This is a genomic window from Sporosarcina pasadenensis (assembly GCF_047228845.1).
Taxonomy (GTDB): Bacteria; Bacillota; Bacilli; order Bacillales_A; family Planococcaceae; genus Sporosarcina.
Genome location: NZ_JBFEGM010000001.1, coordinates 271,601 through 293,713 on the forward strand (window position 1 = coordinate 271,601; position 22,113 = coordinate 293,713).

Here is a 22,113-nt window from a genome sequence, read left to right on the forward strand (position 1 = left end):
CTATTCCCGTTCTTCCAGCCAATTATAAAAAGGAACTTTCTTTACGACAGTTTCCTGATTTTGAACTGGACGCATCATTGATGTCCTGAACGACCTGGATTGCTTTTCCACGTCATTCAACGTTCTCACTCTTTTCTTCTTCCATTCAAACAGAATCCGATCAATATAACGCAAGCTAAGTTTTTGGGCAAGTACGGCCTCTTTCAATGCCGCCTTGATAATCTGGACAGCATGTCCATCCTCATCCAGCCACATTGTAATCGTTTCGCATTCCATCGGAGATAAGAGACGGCCGAATTCCTGCTCGAACAACGTGAAGATTTCACCTTCTTCATCCTTGTCCTTCTTTTCTTCCTTTACATTCTTTTCAGCTAACACGATATTCACAAGCCTGTTCCATAATGGCTGCATCGAAAACTGTTCGAATAGTACTCCATTTTCATCCTGGCCCTGTTGGATCTCCAATAATCCACGTTGCATGAAACGTTGTAGGATTTCGGACACTTCATTCTCGGTTAGATGCATGCGTGCAGCTAGATCGGATGGTGTAGGGAATTGCGAACCACCCGCCTGAAATGCACACATATGAAGCAGAAGTACTGCATCTACATCTTTTATATCCAACGCTTTATAGTGCTGAAAAAAGAGCTGGGGAATGGTGACATTCCCCTGCTCAATCCAAATACGGAGCCGTTCTTCATCTTGCATGCCGAACACCTCACTATTAATAAATCTGTTTACCTTAAGGATATAGACGGTTCAAGAGACGTGGGAACGGAATCGTTTCCCGTACGTGTTCCACTCCGGAAATCCACGCCACTGTCCGTTCCAACCCTAGCCCGAAGCCAGAATGTGGAACAGCGCCGTATTTACTTAACTCCAAATACCATTCATAAGCTGATTCATCCAGATTATGCTCTTGGATGCGTTGCTTCATCAATTCATAATCATAAATACGTTCTGAACCGCCGATAATTTCCCCATAGCCTTCCGGAGCGATTAAATCAGCGCAAAGGACTACATCGTCGCGATCTGGGTGCGGCTGCATATAGAATGATTTAATATCTTTCGGATAATTTGTAATGAAGACAGGCATATCAAAGCTTTCGGCAATCGCAGTTTCATGCGGCGCCCCGAAATCATCGCCCCATTCGATATCATCAAAGCCTTTTTCGTGTAGGAACTTGATTGCGTCATCATAAGTGATGCGCGGGAATGGCGCCTGGATTTTTTCAAGTTTCGATACATCCCTGCCAAGCCGCTCGAGTTCCAATGGGCAGTTTTGCAATACGGACTGGACGATATGCGAAACATATTGCTCTTGGATTTCCAAGCTTTCCTCGTGTTGCACGAATGCCATTTCAGGTTCGATCATCCAGAATTCGATCAGATGGCGGCGTGTTTTCGATTTTTCCGCACGGAACGTCGGTCCGAAAGAAAACACTTTCCCAAGTGCCATTGCGGCTGCTTCCAAATAGAGCTGCCCGGATTGGGATAAATAAGCGTCCTCATCGAAGTATTTCGTATGGAAAAGTTCCGTAGTTCCTTCAGGCGAAGAGCCCGTCAAAATAGGAGGATCAATTTTAACAAAACCGTTCATATGGAAGAATTCATATGTGGAACGGATGATTTCATCCCGAATTTTCATGATGGCATGCTGTTTGCGAGAGCGTAGCCATAAATGACGGTTATCCATCAAAAACTCAGTTCCATGCTCCTTTGGTGTAATCGGGTAATCAACTGCTTCGTGAATAATTTCAACATCTTTCACTTGCAGTTCGACGCCGAATGAAGAGCGTTCATCTTCCGTCACTTCTGCTGTGACATAAAGCGACGATTCCTGGTGGATTGATTTCGCTTTAGCGAAAATTTCTTCTCCTACAACATCTTTGACGACAACTCCTTGGACAAAACCTGAACCATCTCGAAGTTGTAGGAAAGCGATCTTGCCGCTTGATCTTTTATTCGATAGCCATGCTCCGATCCGGACAGTTTCGCCTACGTGATCAGGCATTTCGTGAATCATGATTGTTTTCATGTAAGTACCTCCGTCAGTGACTATTATTCTTTCCAGTTTGCTTCTACATATGACCGGATGCGTCTTACCGCTTCCTCCAACAGGTCGATCGATGTCGCATATGACAATCGGATCGTTTCAGGTGAACCGAAGCCGGACCCCGGTATGACCGCCACTTTTGCTTCTGTCAAAAGCGCAGATGCGAAGTCATCCACATTTGTAAAACCAGTTTTCTCCATTGCCTCTGTAACTTCCGGCAACAAATAGAAAGCTCCTTGCGGTTTCACGACTGTAAAGCCAGGAATAGCTGCGAGCTGAGGGTAAATACGCTCGAGTCTAGACTCAAAATCCAACCTCATGTTTTCCACTGCATCTTGAGGACCATTATACGCTTCAATCGTAGCGTATTGTGAAGTTGTAGTCGGATTGGATGTGGAATGGCTCGCCAAATTCGTCATCGCGCTGACAACTTCCGAATCACCTGCGATATATCCGATCCTCCATCCAGTCATTGAATGGGATTTGGACACTCCATTAATAATGAACGTCCGCTTTTTCGCATCATCAGAAAGCTGAGCAATCGAAACGTGCTTCTCTCCACCGTAAATCAGTTTTTCGTAGATTTCATCCGAAATGACCCAAATATCCTTTTCTTGACAAACTTCTGCAATTTGTTGAAGTTCATCGTTAGAATAGATCATGCCTGTCGGATTTCCTGGAGAATTGATAATGACCGCTTTCGTTTTAGACGTAATTGCATTGCGGATTTGATCAGCAGTCACCTTGAACTGGGATTCTGATGTGGCTTCGACGAATACAGGAACACCTTCAGCAAGCTTCACTTGTTCAGGATAACTTACCCAATATGGAGTCGGAATGATAACTTCATCGCCCGGGTCAAGCAGAACTTGGAACAGTGTATATAAGACATGCTTCGCACCGATTCCGATCATGATTTCCTTCCTGGAGTACTCCAATTGCTGATCCTTTTTCAATTTGGCAATGACAGCATCCTTTAATGCGGGAAGCCCTCCGGATGGGGTGTATTTCGTCTTGCCTTCTATCATGGATTTGTAAGCCGCTTCCAAAATGTTTTCAGGCGTATTGTAATCGGGCTCACCTGCACCTAATCCGATGACGTCGATGCCCGACTCCTTCATCTCTTTCGCTTTCGCCGTAATGGCAAGGGTTGTGGATGGTGATAACGTACTCACTCTTGCTGCTAATTTCTTTGTCAACTGAATCTCTCCCTTTTGTCCCATCATCTATCGAACGGAACCTCTTCTTTTAGAGGTTTAAAATCCGTTTCCACCATTCTCCGTTTTCAAAAAAGACATACACATAATTTAATTTACCATTGTCACTTTTAAATGCGACTTCCCATACAGGATGGCCATCTTCCAAGCCAAGGGCCACATGAAGGATTTTCTCCACTGAAAGCTCTGCTTTAACTGTCTCGATTGCAGCCTGAGCTCCAATGCCATCTTTCATTGCCACTTCATCGAGGATCTCTCCTGTTTTCCCTTCAATGAAAACCGCTTTCTCATTGCCTTCGCCATCTTTGCCAAAAACGGTCACCATCGAAACGGTCCCATTGTAAATGTCTGTGCGTTCAACGGATGTCAACGCACCAGACTTCAACGCACCCGACTCCGCTTTCTGTCGAGCGTCCGAAAATGGTTCATTGGCATTATAAAAAACGATGACAGTAATGATAAGTGATAATGCTAAAAGGAAAGCTGCGATGAATTTGACCCAATTCATCATTAGTCTCACTTCCTATACACAAAACTGCAATTTGGAAATGCTTTACGCATCCCACTTTCTATTGAATTCCTATTTATTATAACAATCTTCGAGCTCATTCACCATATGTTCCAATGACACTTTCTGAACCGGGACAGCAGGCAATGCATCCAAAAAACGTTTCCCATATGATTTTGTATCGATCCGTCTATCCAATATGATGAAGAAGCCCCTGTCTCCCGACGAACGAATCAATCGTCCGAACCCTTGCCTGAACCTCAAAATTGCTTCCGGCAAGGACAAATCGGTAAAAGGATTCGATCCACTAGCGGCAAGTCTAGCAGCTCTCGCCTTGAAGACGACTTCATCAGGCGATGAAAATGGCAGTCTGACTATAATGACAGCAGACAATGCCTCACCTGGAACATCGACGCCTTCCCAGAAGCTGTTTGTGCCAAACAGTATCGATTTGCCGAACTGACGGAACGATTTCAATAGTTTCATCCGGCTACCTGAGCTGACCCCTTGCGCAATGAGGGCATAGTCATTCAATAATTCACTTTCCAAAATCAGCTCATACGTTTTGCGGAGCATATCTTGTGAAGTAAACAGGACGAACAGTCTGCCACCTGTCGCAATTACAGTTTGGACTACAGCGTCCGCTACCGCTTCGATGTAGTCGCTCTGCGATACATGTTGGATGGATGGCATATCTTCGACAATGAATATCCCCGCATTGTCGTAAAAATGGGCTGGGGCATCGAATGTCAAAAGGGGTATATCATCCGCAATCCCTAGCTGCCTCGCAACAAACCGTTCATCCTGATTGATCGTCATCGTCGCCGACGTCCAGATGATTCCGATCTTTTCATTTTTTAGGCTTGAAATGAATTCCTTCGTAATTACCGAACCTTCGACGGGGCTTTTAACGACATTCAAGCTGCCGGGCAAACTCCGTTTATCCTTTTCAATCCAAACGGTGAAATTTTCCGTTTCGTCGTCCAAGAATATTTCAACCCATTCTCCGGCTTTTATTTTTAATTCTCTCAGCCAATAATCCCATTCGGATAAAAACGCCTGTTCTTTCAACGACATTTTTTCTCTAAAAGGCTCCAAACGTGAACTGACTGTTTGGATGGATTGTATATATTCATTCATTTTTTCAGCCATTTGCGAAAACAGAGTGTCATTGCCGGCTAATTCCTCGAGACCGAAAATCACCCGGTTCCCTTGCTGACCACCGCTAGCTTTTGGTCGATGGTTCGACATCACTGATGCGACGGCGTCAAATACATTCGTGAATTGCTCAAAGGAGACTGCAAGCTTTCCGAACACCTGATTCCCATAGTTGCAATACTTCTTATGAAGTTTCATGATCTGATGTAGAAGTTGACCTTCTGCATCAGAGCCAAGCTGCCCCATGACATACTTCCAATTCATATAGGAAAGGACTGTCTCCTTGGAATTGGCAGCTGTGTGAATGAATTGATGAGCTTCGTCAATGATCAGGCCAGAAAAGTTATTCAATGTCCTTTGTGCACGAGTAGAATCTGACAAAAGCATCGAATGGTTCGTAATGATGAGATTGGAATGGCTGCAAGCGTCCATCACCCTTTGATGGTAATCCGCTATTTTTTCATCATCCTTCATTTGATTGTTCCGTTTGCGAATTCTGTCGATGAATAACTGTCCTCCGCCGGAGACATTCAGTTCATTGACATCGCCGGTTTCCGTATCGGTCAGCCAGACAAGGATCTGCATGATTGTAAATGTTTCATCATACGATTCGTCCGTAATCCTCAATAATTCCTCAAACTTGCCTAGCGAAATATACTGCTCCCTCCCTTTCAGGACGGTTGCAGTGCATTCGATGCCAAGCATTTTCCGGATACGCTCCACTTCATCTTCCAAAATCTTATCGACGAGATGATTAGTGAACGTACTGATGACGACTGGCTTTCCCGTTTGAAAGGAATGGATGGCTGCCGGCAACAAATAACCGACCGTCTTCCCTACACCTGTTGGGACTTCGGCAACTGCCTCAGAGTGTAACGACAAAGTTTCCCATACAGCATCCATGTAAGCCAATTGGGGTTTCCGATACTCGAAGGATGGATAGCCTTTCTTCAACAGGGCGATTTTTTCGTCTTCCATAACCGGGTATTGACAACGTCCCGTCACGACTCCCGTTAGTTTCTTCACATTACGGTATGGAATTCCCCTGAATAAAGGAAGTTTCACACTTCCTTTGGATGTTCTGACATGCTTCAGCGCTTCATAAATAAGCGTCGAAATGTCGGAGCGCAACGAGAATGATCGTCTATGCAACAAGTTCAACGTCTCTTCCGGCAAAGTCCAAAGTTTGGACAAGCCAGTCAGCAATAAATTCGCAGTCGCTTCTGCATCATCATCCGCCCTATGTGCAGCAGGAAGTTCTATATCCAAGTCCTCCGCCAAATCTTGTAGACGATAGCTTGAGGAGGATGGGAACAGAATTTTGGATAACTCGACAGTGTCAATCTTCTTTCCAGACCAACCGGCCACTTTGCATCGCTTAAATTCACTTTGCAAAAACGACAGGTCAAAATCAGTATTATGCGCAACAAATACAGTCCCCTGCAACATATCGGAGACTTCTTGTGCAATCTCTTCAAATGTTGGCGCGGACAGCACTTCTTCATCCGTAATTGCGGTCAATTGTTGGATGAAAACGGGTATTTCACGTTTCGGATTCACAAATCGGGCATACTTGTGCGTTATCGTTCCATTTTCAATGAAAACGATTGCGATTTGTATAATCCGGTCCCCTCTTGAAGGGGAATGTCCAGTCGTCTCCAAGTCAACGACTGCATATGTACTGTTATCCATTCAATCATCAACTTCCTGTAATGAATACTACAGCAGATTGTATCATATTCCGCAGCTCGATTGCTCAATTAGGTGTCGATGATAGTAAAAAATGCTGATGAAGGAAAATTCCATTCCTCCATCAGCGTATTATCGAATCAAGCAATGATGCCGGGTGCTTCTTTGATCACTTCTTTGATCCTATTCTTATCATCCATGAGGAGTACTGTCGGTTGATGGCCACGGGCCTCTTCTTCCGATACATAGACATATGAAATGATGATGACAATATCACCTTTTTGAACTAATCTCGCTGCGGCTCCATTGACACAAACGACCCCGCTGCCCCGCTCTCCTGCAATAATATATGTTTCAAAACGAGCCCCATTATTGTTATTGACAATATGGACCTTTTCATTTGGAAGCATACCCGCCGCATCCAGCAAGTCGCTATCGATCGTAATGCTTCCTACATAATTCAAATTCGCTTCCGTCACAGTGGCGCGGTGTAATTTACTGTTCATCATCATTCGAAACATGTGTACCACCCTTTGTTGACATAATAATATTATCTATTAACCTAGTTGTAGAAAACTTTACTGCACACGCTAAAATCACGTCCCGTGTATTTTCTGTTACAAGCCCTAACTCGGGATAGGTTAGCATATTCACATAATCGATCTTCCCTGAACTATTGGAGACGATCTGTTCCGAAACTTCCCGTTCAATAGTCTCCGGGTGGGCTCCATCGGCGAACATGCTTGCACCGAATTGCAATGCCCGGTATATCACAGGCGCTTCTGAACGCTCTGAATCTGTCAAATTCACATTGCGTGAGCTTTTCGCCAGTCCGTCTTCTTCTCTCACAATGGGAACACGCACAATCGCTGTCCGCAAATTGAAGTCCCGGACAAACGTTTCGATAATGGCCAGTTGCTGAGCATCTTTCAAACCGAAATACGAACGGTCGGGATCGACAATATTGAATAATTTTAAAACGACCTTGAGCACGCCATCGAAATGTCCAGGCCTAGCAGCACCACATAGTTCATGCGCCTGTTTTCCCGGCAATATACGAATGCCGCCGTCGGCTGGATACATCTCTTCGACTGATGGGATAAACACAATATCGACTCCCGCTTCTCTTGCCAGACGAATATCCCTTTCCCGATCCCGTGGATAAGATTCGAAATCCTCGCCGGGACCGAACTGAGCCGGATTGACAAAGATACTCATGACAACGATGTCATTTTGTTCCTTTGCATGCTTCACAAGGGATAAATGCCCTTCATGCAAATAGCCCATCGTAGGGACAAAGCCGACTGTCGTATCCTTCCGTTCATTTCGATTCAGTATCTGTTGGAGTTCTTCTATTGTTTCAATCACTTGGATGTTAGTACTCTCAACGTACATCGTTCATTCCTCCGTATAGTGCAACCAATTCATCTTCCTTCATAGCAAAACGATGAGCTTCACTTGGAAATTCACCTATTTTGACTGACACCGCATACCTTTTCAGACCATCGCGGATTTCGGTTCCGATATCCGCGTACGCTTCAACGAATTTAGGAATATGGTGGTTTCCGTATTTAACCGTGTCATGGAAGACGAGCACTTGGCCGTCCGTCTCTGCCCCAGCCCCAATTCCGATTGTCGGGATGGCGATCGCTTTTGAAACTTGTTCCGCCAACTGATAAGGGATACATTCGAGTACGACCATGCATGCGCCTGCCGCTTCGCAAGCGATAGCGTCCTGAATAAGTTGTTCCGCAGCCTCCGCTGTCTTCCCTTGAACTTTGTATCCCCCTACTACGGCAGCCGACTGAGGAAGGAGTCCAAGATGTGCAACGACCGGAATCCCTGTCTCCGTCAATAGACGGATGGCATCGATCACCCTTCCGCCTCCTTCGAGTTTCAAAGCGTTTGCCCCCGTCTCCTGATATATCCGAACAGCGGATTCCAGCGTCCTATCAGCAGAACCATGGTAAGAAGCGAAAGGCATGTCTACAACGACGAACGTGTCCTTTGCCCCCCTTCTTACCGCTTTTCCATGATGGATCATGTCATCGACGGTGACAGAAGCTGTCGAGTCATAACCTAATACGACCATGCCGAGCGAGTCTCCGACGAGAAGCACATCGATGCCTGCTTCCTCTGCCAGTTGTGCAGTTGGATGGTCATAGGCGGTCAACATTACGACCTTTTCCCCTTGGCGTTTCATCTTCGTGAAATCCGTACTGCTTTTCATCCGTATCCTCTCCTTTTTGATTATCAAAAATGGAGCAAACCGAAAATTAAAAACCCTCCGGCCGAAAAAGGGCAGAAGGATTGTGTAATTACGATTTTTGGTTTCCTCCGTCCCTGTCTTTTACAAGATCAAGGCAGAACTTATTGGGTTTTCGATCAAACAATAGCTTTGAAGGTGCAATTCCGATTGATACTGCCCTTCGCCATTACTATAGCAAATCAAGGAAGATTTGTATAGTTCATTCTTTTATAAATATATCCGCGGAATAAATCCCTCTCACCGAACCATCATCGAGCCGGAGCTCCAAAAGCCCCTCCTCTGAAATACCTAAAGCGGTGCCTTCGATTGTTTCATTTAACATGACTGCGCGAATCCGCTTGCCTGCTGTATTTGAATAGCCTTCCCATAGCAGTTTAATTGGACCAAATCCATGTTTTTCATACATACTCGTATACAACTCGATAAAACCGAGAATTTCAGCTATGAGTTTCGCGCGATCGATCTGCCTACCGCATGCAATCTTCAATGAGGTAGCAATCTCTTGCAGTTCCTCTGGAAAATCTTCTTCATCCTGGTTGACATTCATGCCGATTCCGAGAATGATCGCCTTTATCCGATCCGGCTCGGATTGAAGCTCGGTCAGTATGCCAGTCACTTTCTTACCGTGAAGCAAAATATCATTCGGCCATTTGATCGAAGCTTCTATACCAGCGACGTTTTCAATCGCCCTAACGATTGCGACTGCAGCAACGAGTGTCATTTGAGGCGCTTGCTGAGGCATTAAGGACGGCCGGACGATTAAACTCATCCAGATTCCCTTTTGAGCAGCCGAATTCCATGGACGGGACAGTCTTCCCTTTCCGGCTGTCTGCTCCTCCGACACGATAAGCGTACCATCGGGCGCCCCAGCTTGCGCAGCATCATGTGCAATGTTTTGGGTCGAACCGCAGCTTACGTGATAATCGATCGTCCTGCCATAAGTCTTCGTCTGTAAATGCTTCTGGATATTGGCGGAGTTCACACGGTCCGGCGATGCGATGAGCACATACCCCTTTTTTCTAATTGAAGCGATTTCGTAGCCGTCCTCTTCAAATTCTTTTATATACTTCCAAATAGCCGTTCGGGAAAGTCCGAATTCATCCGCAAACTCCTGACCTGAAATCGGTTCTCCTTGAGCTTCAAAAAGTCTTTTTAGCAATTCATCCTTGACGTTCATATTCATTAAGAAACCATTCCTTTATCTTTTCAGCATCATTCGGGCAATGACGATGCAGCACCGAATATTCAATCTTGTTCATCCATTCTCCAACCCATCTGCCGCCTCTTTGGCCTGTCCATGCCATCAAGTCCTTCCCATCAGCTTTCAGATCGTCTTTGGAGCGGATCGGCAACTGTTTTTGAAGTTGCGCCATTTCCTCAACGCTGATTCCAAGTTCAGACGGATGACTAGCATGCCAAACTTTTTCGGCAGTTAGAAGCACTTCAAGCGTGAACCGGTAATAATCATCAATCGTGAATCGAGTGGATTGTCTTCTGTCAAATGCCATTTTTACATCCGTCAGAAAAGCCTTCTCACGGTTGGAAAGTTTATATGCCCTTGCGAGATCCGCTGGTGAAAATTGACCGGCAAGCATTAATGCCGACCAACCTTGATCCGCTGTTTCGAAAGGTGCACAAGCGGATAGGAATTGGACGTCATTTGGAAAAAGTGGCAAATGCTCCGCTAAGCGTGTGTCTGCAATCGTTGCGAGCGCCTTGCCTGGATTCATCCCTTTCCATAACTTATCCATTTCAGCTTTGATCCGCTCGACAGAGACATGTATGATGCTTGAAGCGTTTTCTTCGATTGCCTGCAGCGTTCGTCCCTCAATTTCAAACCCTAGAACGGAAGAGAATCGTACTGCGCGAATCATCCGCAAAGCATCCTCATGGAATCTGTCAGCTGCGTTGCCCACTGCCCGGATTTTCCGGTTTTGAAGATCCTTCGTTCCTCCGAACGGGTCGATCAATTCACCGGAAAGAGTCAATGCTAACGCATTCATAGTAAAATCTCTGCGTTGTAGATCATCTTTCAATGACCTGACGAATTTCACTTCATCAGGCCTCCTATGATCTGTATATGTACTTTCCGTCCGGTACGTAGTCACTTCGATAGGTTCGCCATCCATCATGACCATCACTGTGCCGTGAGCAATTCCGACATCTATCGTATGAGTGAATACACACTTCACTTCTTCAGGCGTGGCAGACGTGGCGATATCGAAATCCGAAGCCTTTTTGCCAAGCAAATGATCTCGAACGGAACCACCTACAAAGACAGCCTCATACCCTGCTTCCTCTAATAGGCGAATGACTTTTCGACTCGGTGCTGTTCCGAATTCCAAAATCATTTTAAACCCGCCACTCTGTAGTACAACTCTTCGTATTGGAGAACGATGGAGGCTGAATTAAATTTATCGTCGACTGTCTGCAATGCATTTTGCCGGAAGCTCTCATGCAAGACCGGATCTTCAAGAAGCAACTTCGCTTTCTTTGCAGCAGTTTCAACGTCCCCAAGTCCAACGAGGAATCCATTCTTTCCGTCCTCAATCACTTCGGGAATACCGCCGATATCTGTCGCAATAGCAGGCACGCCACAAGCAAACCCTTCCAGAAGGACAAGCCCGAATGCCTCTTTTTCTGATAACAGGAACATAATATCACTGATTGCTAAGAGTTCCGGAAGGTCATCCCGTTTTCCTGTGAAGATGATATCCTTTTCCAAACCTTCTAGCCTTGCCTTATTCATCATTTCAATTTTTTCAGGTCCCGTCCCTACCAATAATAATTTCGAGTCGATATCTTTCCTAATAAGTTTGAAGCTGTCAATAATGTCAGCAATCCTTTTTACGCTTCGGAAGTTCGAAATATGAATAATGACCTTTTCATCTTCCCGGATCCCCAGTTTGCTTTTTAAGGAACCTGGATCCACCGGCCTGTACTTTTCCTCATCGATGAAATTATAAATCGTCAGTATTTCTTTTTCAGGTTCAATTAACGATAGCGTATCTTGCCGGAGTGATTCGGAAACGGCGGTCGTCATATTCGATTTATCGATTCCATAGCGGACTGTGTTTTTCAAGGCGGGATCATGGCCAAGAATTGTCACATCAGTCCCGTGTAATGTCGTAATCACGCCAATATGAGAATTCGCCATATCCTTGCCTAGAGCCGCAGAAATAGCGTGAGGAACTGCATAATGGACATGCAGTAAATCCAACTCTTCCTCTTCGATCACCCGAGCAATCCGATTCGCCAAAGCGATATCGTACGGTGGATATTTGAAAACGGCATAACCGTCAATCATCACTTCATGGAATTGAACATTTGGGTGACCGTCGGGAATACGGAAAGGCCTGCTCGACGTAATAAAATGCATTTCATGGCCCCTCTCTGCCATTTTCAACCCAAGCTCTGTCGCGACAACCCCGGACCCTCCCACTGTTGGATAACAAATTATACCGACTTTCAATTTTTTCATATACTGCACCTCTTCCACAAAACGTTAATCGATTATATTTTCCAATCCATATACTAGGTCTTCTCGACCGATCACTTCGCGTATCGCCATTATGATGCCTGGCATAAAGCTCTTCCGGTCAAATGAATCGTGTCGTAAAGTCAGCAATTCCCCTTCTCCTCCGAGCAGGACTTGCTGATGGGCAAGCAGACCAGGTAACCGCACGCTATGGATTTTCATCCCTTCGACGTCCGCTCCCCGCGCTCCTTCCATATGGACTTGCTCATCTGGGTGACCTTGAATATGCGATGGTCTGTTTTCCTTGATCATATCAGCAGTCTTTACAGCTGTGCCGGATGGAGCATCCAGTTTGCGGTCGTGATGCATTTCAATAATCTCCACATCCCCTAAATAGCGGGCTGCCTGTGCTGCAAATTTCATCATAAGAACTGCACCTATCGAGAAGTTAGGAGCAATGATTCCTCCGATTCGAGTCGATTCCACCAATTCAGTTATTGCCTCCAACTCTTGTTTCGTCAGTCCGGACGTGCCGACTACAGGATGAACGCCAAGTGACAACGCAGCCTTCACATTATTGAAGACAGCATCCGGATCAGTCACATCCAAAAGAACTGCCGGCTTGTGCTCTGCGAAAAGCTTGGAAAGCGATGTATAAACAGGGATTCCCTGATTGTTTTCATTTATTGCACCATTATGTAAATGCAGGCCATCGTATTTATAATCAAGCGCAGCAACAACTTCTGCGTCATTTGCTGCTTCTATCGCTTCTATCGCTGTAGATCCCATTCTTCCACGGGCCCCTGCGATGGCTACTTTTATTTTCATCAAAATTCCTCCTTCTTCGTCCAGCGGTCTGCGTCGCGATCTTTAAATTTAGTCATGACGCCCTTCAATGCATCCTCTAGACTGATTCCTTGTGAATTTGCGAAGCAGATGAGGACAAACAGCAAATCACCTGTTTCCTCTTCCAGCGATTTGATCTCTTCGCTATCTTTTTTCTTTTTCATGCCATAGACGTGCTGCACTTCCCTCGAAAGTTCACCAAGCTCTTCCGTTAACCTGGCCAGCATTTCCATTGGAGGGAAATAGCCTTCCTCAAAACCCGATATGTATGCATGGACTTCATCTTGCATGTTTTTCATCGTTTTAGCTTGTTCCAATTTGCTTCCGTCCCCTTCATTTGTTATCGTATTCATTCATAGGACTATTGTCAAAAAAACATTAACAAAAGCGGAGGGCGCCTGCCTAGAGGCGACAGGCATAAGACAAAGATGCGGCGTGGCGAATTTTGCCACAGAGCAGCTTTGACTTATGACCCGAGCCTCTGGCGCCCGGAGTCTAGACGTTAAAATAGAGAAAGGTGGTCATCATTTGTTACGCGGAATAAAATTCAAAAATATCTTCTTTATTATCCTAGGCGCCGCCATTTTCAGTTTCGGTCTTGTACATTTTAATATTCAGCACGAACTGGCGGAAGGCGGATTTACCGGTATCACGCTTATCCTCTTGTTTGCCTTCAACTGGGACCCAGCCATTATGAACCTATTGTTGAACATTCCGATGTTCATCATCGGTTGGAAGCTGTTAGGAAGAAAGGTTTTCATCTACACGATTATTGGTACCGTCGCTGTATCCGTCTTCCTGAAAATCTTTATGAAATACCAGTTCAACATCCACTTGGAAGGCGATATGTTCCTTGTAGCCCTGTTCGCAGGGGTTTTCATCGGTATTGGGCTTGGCATCATATTCCGATATGGTGGAACAACTGGCGGTGTAGATATTATCGCACGTTTGGCGCATAAGTACATAGGCTGGAGCATGGGAAAGACAATGTTTATGTTTGACGCGTTCGTTATTTTGCTATCGTGGGCGGTCTACTTGGATCATCGGTCTATGATGTATACCTTGGTCGCACTTTTCGTTGGTGCTCGTGTCATCGATTTCGTTCAAGAAGGTGCATATGCAGCAAGAGGAGCTTTCATCATTTCGGAAGCCCAAGATGAGATCGCTTCAACGATTACATTGGAAATGGATCGGGGCGTCACTGTTTTCAGGGGATATGGTCATTTTACAAAATCGGATCGAGAAATATTATACTGCGTAGTCGGTAAAAATGAAATGATGCGTTTGAAAAATATTGTTACGTCAATTGATCCGCATGCTTTTGTGTCTGTTACGGATGTGCACGATGTGTTAGGTGAAGGATTCACACTCGATGACCAGAAACGGCCTTTGGATCATTAACTAAATAACCGGATTTCCGCTTCAATCCTAATGTGAAGTCCATTCATCATGAATTAAAAAATAAACATAGTAAAAACCCGACCATTTGCGGTCGGGTTTTAGTTTTAGTCTCTGCTTGTAAAAATAAGTAGAAGACGAAGTAATTCCATTACGGCAACCGCTGTGGCAGCAACATACGTCATTGCAGCAGCGCTCAACACTTTTTTCGCATGCGGCTCTTCTTCGTTCCGAATGATACCCAGCTCAACAATATGATTCATCGCACGCGTGGATGCATTGAACTCTACAGGCAGCGTTACGATTTGGAATAAAACGCCCACTGCCATCAAGGCAATTCCTATTCCAAGCATGAAGTTCATACTTGATGCAAGAATACCGATTATGATGAAAATCCATGAAGCGTTCGATGTAATGTTTGCTACAGGTGCCAATCGATGGCGGAAACGCAAGAATGCATAAGCTTCAGCGTCTTGGATTGCGTGTCCAACCTCATGGGCTGCAATCGCTGTACCTGCAACTGAAGCTTCATGATAGTTTTGGGATGACAATGCTACAGTTTTGGTCAATGGGTTATAATGGTCACTCAAAAACCCTTTACTTTCAACGACTTTCACATCTTCCAAACCATTTCGGTCAAGGATGAGACGTGCTACTTGTGCACCTGTCATTCCTGATGTCGAACGGACTTTCACATATTTATTATACGTATTCTTTACTTTAAATTGGGCATACAACGGAAGCAACATGATAATAGCCAGATAAACGATAAACGACACTTAACCTTCCCCTCCCTTTTTCTATCTACTCCTATTTTATAATGCCTCAGAACTAACCGCAACTATTTGCTATGACACTATATAATTTCCCGTTTCTCCCTTTTCATCCATAAGACATATGCCAATGCGATACACGCAACGGAGAGCCAGAATGTAAAATAGCCGATCTGTTGCATATGTTTCATCAAGTCATAATAAATCGGCATTTGTTTAAATACATAATCGATTACATCATTGTGCAATGTCCATATTCCCGCAATGACGATATGTCTGAACTTAAATCGGTATAATGGACTGTAAAGGACCGCCTGCACTGCCATTGCGAAATGGGAGCCGATGAGCATCCATCCAACCCATCCAATGGAACCTGTTTCATACAGCGTGAGCAAATTCATGACAACCGCCCATAATCCGTATTTGACAAGTGTAATGAGAGCAAGCGCTTCAATCAATTTGAAATTCCTGCCAATTAACCAACCGATGATTGCGAGCGAGAAAAACAGGCTGGCTGTTGGGCTATCAGGGACAAAGATCCAATATATCGGCTCCGTCATCTCCAATTGCCACATATACCAATCATAGCCGTATACCGTTCCGAGTATGTTGATAAATAATAATATCCATAGAAATGATTTATGAGATAATAACAACCATATATGATTGACTATAGAATTCACGGCCATCTCTCCAAAAAGAAGTATGTCATTCAGCAGATTTTAAAAGCATTTATGTATAATAAGTTGTAAAAAAAAAGAGTCAGTCCCCTGACTCTTTTTTTAAAAAGAATTACTCTCTTGTTATTTTAAGCCTTCAAGGAATTCTGCTAGTTTTTGCAAGTCTTCCTCTGAACCATCCCACTGATTCGCAGGCATTGTACCGATACCGTTATGAGCGATATTTACAATTTCCTCAGCTGAAAGGCCAGTGTTACCTAACGCTGGTCCTAAGCCGCCTTGGAAAGCGTCACCATGACAGCCGATACATGAAGAACCCGCATATAGCTGATATCCTTCAGATTCTGGATCGAATTGGACTTCTTCAACAATTGCACCTTGTGCTTTCGCTTTTTCCCAGTCATGGTTCACAACTGATTCCCATGTCAAATAGAAGAGAGCTGCGAAAGATAGGAGCATGAAAGCAGTCGGTAAAGGGCGTTTGAATGGACGACGCTCTTTTGATGTATCCATGAATGGAACAAGCATTAAAGCTCCGATAGCCAAGCCTGGCATGATGATTGCTCCGATGACGTTATATGGTCCGGATGCGAATTCATATTTCAGCAATTGGTACATGGATAGGAAATACCAGTCTGGAACCGGTATGTATGTTGTATCCGTAGGATCTGCTTGACGTTCAAGCGGAGACGGATGGGCAACTGTCAGAATTAAATATCCGATTAGGAAGATGGCACCGATAATCCACTCTTTCAAGAGGAAGTTTGGCCAGAAAGCTTCTGTTTTACCCGGATATTCCGAGTAATCTTTAGGGACATTCGGCATCTTGCCTTCTGCTTTGATGCGCGAGTCACCGACAAATTTCATACCTTTTCCGCGTTGCATTTTGTCCCCTCCTTATTCTAATTTCAGACAATCCACATCATTTCGGATGTGGATCTTATAGCGGACCGGAGATTCCTTGTCTTCTGATCATGATAAAGTGTGCCGCAAGCAACCCAAGCAAAGCAGCAGGTAGGAAAAATACATGAATTGCAAAGAATCGTGTCAATGTTTGAGCTCCAAGGATCGTAGAGTCACCAGCTAGAAGGATTTTGATCTGCTCACCGATGAATGGCACCGATGCCGCAATTTCAATACCTACTTTAGTAGCGAACAACGCTTTCATATCCCAAGGCAATAAGTAACCTGTGAATCCTAGACCTAACATCGTGACGAAGATTAATACTCCGACGATCCAGTTCAATTCACGAGGCTTTTTATAAGAACCTGTAAAGAAAACACGCAATGTATGCAGGAACATCATAACGATAACAAGCGATGCTCCCCAGTGGTGCATCCCACGCACAATCTCACCGAATGCAACTTCATTTTGAAGATAGTAAACGGATTTCCATGCATTTTCAATATCCGGGGTGTAATACATTGTAAGGAACATACCTGAAAGAATCTGGATGACCGTTACGAAAAACGTTAAACCTCCGAAACAATAAATGAATGCAGAAAAATGATGTGCAGGGTTTACGTGCTCAGGTACTTCGTGGTCAGCGATATCACGCCAAATCGGGGTGATATCCAACCGTTCGTCAACCCAGTCATAAATTTTATTCAGCACTTCGGTCGTACCCCCTTACATTTTAAACTAATGTGTTTGGAACCGTCTTTCCTAGATGGACATAGCCATCCACGACTTCGACCACATACTCATCAAGCGGTCCAAGTGGTGGAGATCCCGGTATGTTTTTACCATTTTTCTCATAACGTCCATTATGGCAAGGGCAGAAGAATTCATTCTTATACTTCGCGTCGCCTTCCCAGTTCACCGTGCATCCAAGGTGCTTACAGACAGGAGAAAGTGCGATGACTGTATCGCCTTCTTTATAGACCCAAGCAGTGTTCGATACATCGGATTTGTACCATCCGTCTTTACGATCTTTAATAGTAAAGTCAACACGGACAGGCGTTTCAGTCAACTCGTCCACTTTTTGTGGTGTCGGAACGAACTCCCCTTCACCTTTTGGTTGCAATACTGGATCGACCGCAAAGCGAACCATCGGCATCAACGTAGCTGAAACCATGAATCCACCGACACCCATCAATGTGTAGCTCAGGAATTGGCGTCTAGACACTTTGCTGCTCATCAGTTTCCCTCCTCTTACTCCAAAATCAGTCCAACGGACATACTTTTGCTAATTGTAATACTAGGACATATCTATGATATATCAATATTAATGTAAATTCAATCAAGTGTTCAGCTGTATGTATAGATTGTGAACAATTCATGAATTTTACACATGTCCCAATCATATCCACTCAACCTTTTAAGTAGTAGAGTGCGAGATTCGGCCTTCTATGTAGCGCTTATTGCTTCGACCATTGCTCCGTGAATATAGGCAGCGCTTGTCGAAGCTGATCCTCGAGAATGGATTGACGCAACGATGCATCCATGTTTTCCAATGGGATGGATGGCATCCAAATGACTTGTCCAGGCAACGCCATCGATGTCCAAGCATGATCGGTCGTCAAGAAGAAGATGTGCTTGAAAGTCGTGTCAGAAAACGCCCGCAATGTCGTTTGCGCCATTTGCTGTTGGTCGGTTGTCGAAGTGTAGGCAAATGGCGGCGCAAACATCATCCTCCCCTTGAATTGTGTTTCAATGAGAGAAGCAAGATGCATGACGAATTCTGTCGAAGAAGCGCTTGTCTTCATATTATCCATCTTCGTTTCAACTTTTACAAGCGGAACCACCAATGTATCAATATATTCTTTCTGTTGCAAATATGTATCCATATCCTTGCCTGTCCAATTCATCTAAAACCAGCCCCCTAAAAATAATCATACAAATGACTCCATCAAGAAGACGGAGTCATTAGTCTTTTGTAATCTTCATATCGTTCAACATTGCCGACAGGATGAGAAAACGCTCCCGATCATTGGCATCGAGCGCCTCATCGACCCTTCTCATAAGCAATTCCAAGGACATAGAGGCAGTGCTTTCCTCAAGAAGCTGCTCAGCAATCTTCCGATCCCGTGCACTCACTTGCAGTTCTGCAGGCAGGAACGGATTTTCCTCCCGTACGCTCGCATATTGCGGGCATGCATGGCTGTTCGGGAAATTCAATTGGATATACATTTTTTCCTCAGGATGTAGGCGTAAATCATGAAATGATTTTTCCGCATCCGCAGTCATTAGGTTACCTTTGTAAAAACGGAAAGGGATGCTCTCCGAATTTATTGTTGAAATAACCATCGCCCGCGGACAATAATGTGCTTCATCCGTAAAGTGGACGTTTTGAAGAAGTTGCTCATGGCTTAGAAGATAATTCAGAATCCACACACATTCCCGGCGCTTCAATTTATAGCGCTTTAAAAACCACCGTACGAAGTCTTTTTTGGCAGCGACAGGAATCATGGCTGTCATATCACACCTCCTCGTCATTCAACGTTTCAAGAAAACCGGTCCATTCCTCTTGTTGTGAAACCGAAACCAATGTCTTAACTACTTCGATAGCTTCATCCCGTTTTCCTTCATCCAGAAGGAATCTTGCGTACTTATCCAGAAATAATGGATCATCTTTCATTCCAGCATATGCCTTACTGTAAGATACGTATGCATGTGCAAATTGTTCCTCTCTTTCCAGAGCATAAGCTTTAAATGCAGACAACAGCGGAATATCCATTTGCGCATCATTTAATTCTGTAAGCAATCTAATTAGTTCTTCGTCGTCTTCTCTTTCATTGTAAAGAGAGGCGAGTGTAACTATGGCATCTATATATTCTGGATCCAACGCAATCGCATGCTCTAAATGTTCTTCTGCTTCAAGGGGCAATCCGAGTTTCAATGCCGATTTGCCTGCCGACAGCCGAAGTTCCTTGTCAAATTCATCTCGCTTGATACCTTGCTCGAATAATTCATATGCCTTCTCGTCATCCCCCAATTGGGAATGCGCTTGACCAGCGAGCATATAAGCAGAGAAATAATCAGGATCCATCCCAATCAAATCTTCGAGCAATTGGATGGACCTGTCCGGCTGATTGCTCTGGTAATAGGCATACGCCGCCCCGAATAGAGTGTCGGGAAGCTGCTCGTCTTTGAGAATCTCCTCATAATATGGCAATGCTTCCTCATAGGCTGCACCAGCGCTATACGTTTCAGCGAGTCGGAGCGGAATCACCGTTCCTGCGATTTCATGATGGCCTTCTTTATAAAGATCTGCGTATAGCTTAGCAGCTTCGAGATATCTTCCTGCATCGAGCAGCAGTTCAGCATATGCAAATCGGATGACAGGTTCATGCGGTGATCGCGAAAGAGCCTCATTCACCTTTCCAAGCGCTGCCTCCGCCATTCCGATCATCTGATAATGATCAGCAAGTGCTAACAGTGCCTGGGTATATTCCTCCTGATCGGGCGTCACTTCCGAAAGCAATAGTAATGCATCATCCTCATCACCGAGCTCCATCAATGTATTTGCCCGGTCAATTTTTAATTGGGGCTCATCAGGCATATAGGAGATCAATATTTCATAAATATAGTCCGCTTGACCGACATATCCGTAATCAACCAATAAACCTGCAGCTTCATATAGCAGGTCGAGGTCCCCGGACTTTTCCGCACGGTCAATCAGTTCATTAACTAGCTCGATATCCCCATCGAGTACCGCTTTTTCAAAATCATGTAACTGCATCATATTTTCACCTGATCCTTCATGTTGTATACATTAGGAAAATTATTCTTCACTACGTACTTTTACGAGTTGTGACAGATGATCAAAGAAGTTCGGATAGGAAATGGCGATGCAAGACGGGTCTTCAATATGGATTGGACCAGCTGACACTAATGCGGCAATGGCAGCCATCATACCTATTCTGTGATCGCCGTAAGATTTCAGTTCTCCGCCTGACAAGGCTGTCGGTCCTTCTATGATCATCCCGTCCTCCGTCGCTTCCACTTTAGCACCGAGCTTCGTCAGCTCATCCGTGACCGCGGCAATGCGGTCCGTTTCCTTGACGCGCAGTTCCGCAGCGTCCTTGATAATTGTCGTACCCGTCGCCTGGGTTGCGAGCAGGGCAATGATCGGCAGTTCATCGATAAGTGTCGGAATGATATCTCCACTTATCTCAATCCCTTCCAACCTGGCATGCGCCACTTTGACTACTCCATAATGTTCGCCTTTTTCACTGTTATGTTCAAGTACTTCCACTTCGGCTCCCATTTGACGTAATACTTCAATAATTCCCGTTCTCGTCGGATTCAGACCGACATCTTTAAATTCCACTTCACTGTCTTCGATCATAGCCGCTGCCGCCATGAAAAATGCAGCGGATGAAATATCGCCGGGTACTATTACGTTCGTACCCGTCAACACTTGTCCTCCTTGGATGCTTACAATATTTCCATCCTGAACCAGCTCAGCTCCGAACTGTTTAAGCATCCTCTCCGTATGATCCCTTGAAACGGCGGTTTCTCTGACGACTGTCTCTCCTTTTGCATTCAACCCTGCAAAAAGAATCGCAGATTTCACTTGAGCACTTGCCACAGGCATTTGATAGTCAATTCCATCAAGCGTCGAGCCAACGATTGTAAGTGGAAGGAAATCACCTTCCCCTTCGCCTGAAATTGAGGCACCCATTGATTGCAAAGGTGTTGTCACTCTTTTCATCGGCCGCTTAGATAATGAGGCATCACCAGTCAATGTGGAAGTGACCGTCGAGCCAGACAATATTCCGAGCATCAGTCTCGCCGTTGTGCCGGAATTACCCGCATACAACTCTTCAGCAGGGGCTGTCCAGTTATTTATTCCAGGACTATTAATCAAGACATCTGTTCCATTCCGTTCGATGGAAACGCCTAATCGCTTGAAAATCTCGATTGTCCGTAAGCAATCCTCTCCATCGAGGAATCCTTTTATCTTCGTACGGCCTTCCGCTATCGACCCTAACATGATAGCACGATGGGAAATGGATTTGTCCCCTGGCACTTTTAATGAACCTTTTACTATCGGCTTGTCGAATTTCACTGTTTTCGTTTCAACCATGAAGAG

The 22,113-nt window shown here is 44.8% G+C and carries 23 protein-coding genes; 1 reads left to right on the forward strand and 22 read right to left on the reverse strand.

Annotated features, from left to right (window positions below; all coding sequences use genetic code 11):
• The 13 genes from AB1K89_RS01360 to AB1K89_RS01420 form a co-directional block, all read right to left on the reverse strand.
• Entirely contained in the window at positions 1-708 is a 708-nt protein-coding gene (locus AB1K89_RS01360) for a DnaD domain-containing protein (RefSeq protein ID WP_413053027.1), read from the reverse strand.
• Between the two features lie 34 nt (positions 709-742).
• A complete protein-coding gene (gene asnS, locus AB1K89_RS01365; RefSeq protein ID WP_413053028.1) occupies positions 743-2,038 on the reverse strand; it encodes an asparagine--tRNA ligase in 1,296 nt (431 codons plus the stop codon).
• A 23-nt stretch (positions 2,039-2,061) separates the two neighbouring features.
• A complete protein-coding gene (locus AB1K89_RS01370; protein ID WP_413053428.1) occupies positions 2,062-3,279 on the reverse strand; it encodes a pyridoxal phosphate-dependent aminotransferase in 1,218 nt (405 codons plus the stop codon).
• A 25-nt stretch (positions 3,280-3,304) separates the two neighbouring features.
• Positions 3,305-3,784: a cell wall elongation regulator TseB-like domain-containing protein gene (locus AB1K89_RS01375; protein WP_413053029.1), complete on the reverse strand. Its 480-nt coding sequence runs from the start codon at positions 3,782-3,784 to the stop codon at positions 3,305-3,307.
• Positions 3,785-3,853: 69 nt separating this feature from the next.
• A complete protein-coding gene (dinG, locus tag AB1K89_RS01380; RefSeq protein WP_413053030.1) occupies positions 3,854-6,631 on the reverse strand; it encodes an ATP-dependent DNA helicase DinG in 2,778 nt (925 codons plus the stop codon).
• Positions 6,632-6,768: 137 nt separating this feature from the next.
• Complete coding sequence (panD, locus tag AB1K89_RS01385) at positions 6,769-7,149, reverse strand: aspartate 1-decarboxylase (RefSeq protein ID WP_413053031.1); 381 nt, start codon at positions 7,147-7,149, stop codon at positions 6,769-6,771.
• Positions 7,124-8,002 carry a pantoate--beta-alanine ligase gene (panC, locus tag AB1K89_RS01390; protein WP_413053429.1) on the reverse strand — a complete coding sequence of 293 codons (879 nt, stop codon included), beginning with the start codon at positions 8,000-8,002 and terminating at the stop codon, positions 7,124-7,126. Before panC ends, panD begins: the two co-directional genes overlap by 26 nt.
• Positions 8,003-8,012: 10 nt before the next feature.
• Positions 8,013-8,858: a 3-methyl-2-oxobutanoate hydroxymethyltransferase gene (panB, locus tag AB1K89_RS01395; RefSeq protein ID WP_413053032.1), complete on the reverse strand. Its 846-nt coding sequence runs from the start codon at positions 8,856-8,858 to the stop codon at positions 8,013-8,015.
• 238 nt (positions 8,859-9,096) lie between these two features.
• Positions 9,097-10,080, reverse strand: a complete 984-nt coding sequence (locus AB1K89_RS01400; RefSeq protein ID WP_413053033.1) for a biotin--[acetyl-CoA-carboxylase] ligase — start codon at positions 10,078-10,080, stop codon at positions 9,097-9,099.
• Complete coding sequence (locus tag AB1K89_RS01405) at positions 10,058-11,248, reverse strand: CCA tRNA nucleotidyltransferase (RefSeq protein WP_413053034.1); 1,191 nt, start codon at positions 11,246-11,248, stop codon at positions 10,058-10,060. The genes AB1K89_RS01400 and AB1K89_RS01405 overlap by 23 nt, the downstream gene beginning before the upstream one ends.
• The gene (gene bshA, locus AB1K89_RS01410) at positions 11,245-12,378 is read right to left on the reverse strand and encodes an N-acetyl-alpha-D-glucosaminyl L-malate synthase BshA (RefSeq protein ID WP_413053035.1); all 1,134 of its coding nucleotides are present in this window, start codon (positions 12,376-12,378) and stop codon (positions 11,245-11,247) included. Before bshA ends, AB1K89_RS01405 begins: the two co-directional genes overlap by 4 nt.
• A 24-nt stretch (positions 12,379-12,402) precedes the next feature.
• A complete protein-coding gene (dapB, locus tag AB1K89_RS01415) occupies positions 12,403-13,203 on the reverse strand; it encodes a 4-hydroxy-tetrahydrodipicolinate reductase (RefSeq protein ID WP_413053036.1) in 801 nt (266 codons plus the stop codon).
• A complete protein-coding gene (locus tag AB1K89_RS01420) occupies positions 13,203-13,574 on the reverse strand; it encodes a nucleotide pyrophosphohydrolase (RefSeq protein WP_413053037.1) in 372 nt (123 codons plus the stop codon). The genes dapB and AB1K89_RS01420 overlap by 1 nt, the downstream gene beginning before the upstream one ends.
• A gap of 175 nt (positions 13,575-13,749) precedes the next feature.
• Here AB1K89_RS01420 and AB1K89_RS01425 point away from each other — a divergent pair, with 175 nt between their 5' ends.
• A complete protein-coding gene (locus tag AB1K89_RS01425) occupies positions 13,750-14,622 on the forward strand; it encodes a YitT family protein (protein WP_252503425.1) in 873 nt (290 codons plus the stop codon).
• A gap of 104 nt (positions 14,623-14,726) precedes the next feature.
• On the opposite strand, the gene AB1K89_RS01430 is transcribed toward AB1K89_RS01425, so the two are convergent.
• The 9 genes from AB1K89_RS01430 to aroA form a co-directional block, all read right to left on the reverse strand.
• The gene (locus AB1K89_RS01430; protein ID WP_413053430.1) at positions 14,727-15,368 is read right to left on the reverse strand and encodes a zinc metallopeptidase; all 642 of its coding nucleotides are present in this window, start codon (positions 15,366-15,368) and stop codon (positions 14,727-14,729) included.
• A gap of 107 nt (positions 15,369-15,475) precedes the next feature.
• Positions 15,476-16,075, reverse strand: coding sequence for a lipoprotein heptaprenylglyceryl N-acetyltransferase LhaT (gene lhaT, locus AB1K89_RS01435; RefSeq protein WP_413053038.1), 600 nt, complete (start codon positions 16,073-16,075; stop codon positions 15,476-15,478).
• Positions 16,076-16,195: 120 nt separating this feature from the next.
• A complete protein-coding gene (locus tag AB1K89_RS01440) occupies positions 16,196-16,957 on the reverse strand; it encodes a menaquinol-cytochrome c reductase cytochrome b/c subunit (protein ID WP_413053039.1) in 762 nt (253 codons plus the stop codon).
• 55 nt (positions 16,958-17,012) lie between these two features.
• Positions 17,013-17,687 carry a menaquinol-cytochrome c reductase cytochrome b subunit gene (qcrB, locus tag AB1K89_RS01445; protein WP_060208191.1) on the reverse strand — a complete coding sequence of 225 codons (675 nt, stop codon included), beginning with the start codon at positions 17,685-17,687 and terminating at the stop codon, positions 17,013-17,015.
• Positions 17,688-17,709: 22 nt separating this feature from the next.
• Complete coding sequence (locus AB1K89_RS01450; RefSeq protein WP_305880116.1) at positions 17,710-18,216, reverse strand: Rieske (2Fe-2S) protein; 507 nt, start codon at positions 18,214-18,216, stop codon at positions 17,710-17,712.
• 217 nt (positions 18,217-18,433) lie between these two features.
• Complete coding sequence (locus AB1K89_RS01455) at positions 18,434-18,883, reverse strand: DUF2487 family protein (protein ID WP_413053040.1); 450 nt, start codon at positions 18,881-18,883, stop codon at positions 18,434-18,436.
• 58 nt (positions 18,884-18,941) lie between these two features.
• The gene (locus AB1K89_RS01460) at positions 18,942-19,493 is read right to left on the reverse strand and encodes a ReoY family proteolytic degradation factor (protein ID WP_413053041.1); all 552 of its coding nucleotides are present in this window, start codon (positions 19,491-19,493) and stop codon (positions 18,942-18,944) included.
• Between the two features lies 1 nt (position 19,494).
• Positions 19,495-20,757: a tetratricopeptide repeat protein gene (locus tag AB1K89_RS01465; protein ID WP_413053042.1), complete on the reverse strand. Its 1,263-nt coding sequence runs from the start codon at positions 20,755-20,757 to the stop codon at positions 19,495-19,497.
• A 42-nt stretch (positions 20,758-20,799) separates the two neighbouring features.
• Positions 20,800-22,107 carry a 3-phosphoshikimate 1-carboxyvinyltransferase gene (gene aroA / locus AB1K89_RS01470; RefSeq protein ID WP_413053043.1) on the reverse strand — a complete coding sequence of 436 codons (1,308 nt, stop codon included), beginning with the start codon at positions 22,105-22,107 and terminating at the stop codon, positions 20,800-20,802.
• Positions 22,108-22,113: the final 6 nt, after the last annotated feature.

Bases quoted from the DNA above. Each gene is read 5' to 3' on its own strand.
- AB1K89_RS01360 (WP_413053027.1), bottom strand. From the start codon at position 708: ATGCAAGATGAAGAACGGCTCCGTATTTGGATTGAGCAGGGGAATGTC.
- asnS (WP_413053028.1), bottom strand. From the start codon at position 2,038: ATGAAAACAATCATGATTCACGAAATGCCTGATCACGTAGGCGAAACT.
- AB1K89_RS01370 (WP_413053428.1), bottom strand. From the start codon at position 3,279: ATGGGACAAAAGGGAGAGATTCAGTTGACAAAGAAATTAGCAGCAAGA.
- AB1K89_RS01375 (WP_413053029.1), bottom strand. From the start codon at position 3,784: ATGATGAATTGGGTCAAATTCATCGCAGCTTTCCTTTTAGCATTATCA.
- dinG (WP_413053030.1), bottom strand. From the start codon at position 6,631: ATGGATAACAGTACATATGCAGTCGTTGACTTGGAGACGACTGGACAT.
- panD (WP_413053031.1), bottom strand. From the start codon at position 7,149: ATGTTTCGAATGATGATGAACAGTAAATTACACCGCGCCACTGTGACG.
- panB (WP_413053032.1), bottom strand. From the start codon at position 8,858: ATGAAAAGCAGTACGGATTTCACGAAGATGAAACGCCAAGGGGAAAAG.
- AB1K89_RS01400 (WP_413053033.1), bottom strand. From the start codon at position 10,080: ATGAATATGAACGTCAAGGATGAATTGCTAAAAAGACTTTTTGAAGCT.
- AB1K89_RS01405 (WP_413053034.1), bottom strand. From the start codon at position 11,248: ATGATTTTGGAATTCGGAACAGCACCGAGTCGAAAAGTCATTCGCCTA.
- bshA (WP_413053035.1), bottom strand. From the start codon at position 12,378: ATGAAAAAATTGAAAGTCGGTATAATTTGTTATCCAACAGTGGGAGGG.
- dapB (WP_413053036.1), bottom strand. From the start codon at position 13,203: ATGAAAATAAAAGTAGCCATCGCAGGGGCCCGTGGAAGAATGGGATCT.
- AB1K89_RS01420 (WP_413053037.1), bottom strand. From the start codon at position 13,574: ATGAATACGATAACAAATGAAGGGGACGGAAGCAAATTGGAACAAGCT.
- AB1K89_RS01430 (WP_413053430.1), bottom strand. From the start codon at position 15,368: ATGTTGCTTCCGTTGTATGCCCAATTTAAAGTAAAGAATACGTATAAT.
- AB1K89_RS01440 (WP_413053039.1), bottom strand. From the start codon at position 16,957: ATGCAACGCGGAAAAGGTATGAAATTTGTCGGTGACTCGCGCATCAAA.
- AB1K89_RS01455 (WP_413053040.1), bottom strand. From the start codon at position 18,883: ATGAATTGGACAGGCAAGGATATGGATACATATTTGCAACAGAAAGAA.
- AB1K89_RS01460 (WP_413053041.1), bottom strand. From the start codon at position 19,493: ATGACAGCCATGATTCCTGTCGCTGCCAAAAAAGACTTCGTACGGTGG.
- AB1K89_RS01465 (WP_413053042.1), bottom strand. From the start codon at position 20,757: ATGCAGTTACATGATTTTGAAAAAGCGGTACTCGATGGGGATATCGAG.
- aroA (WP_413053043.1), bottom strand. From the start codon at position 22,107: ATGGTTGAAACGAAAACAGTGAAATTCGACAAGCCGATAGTAAAAGGT.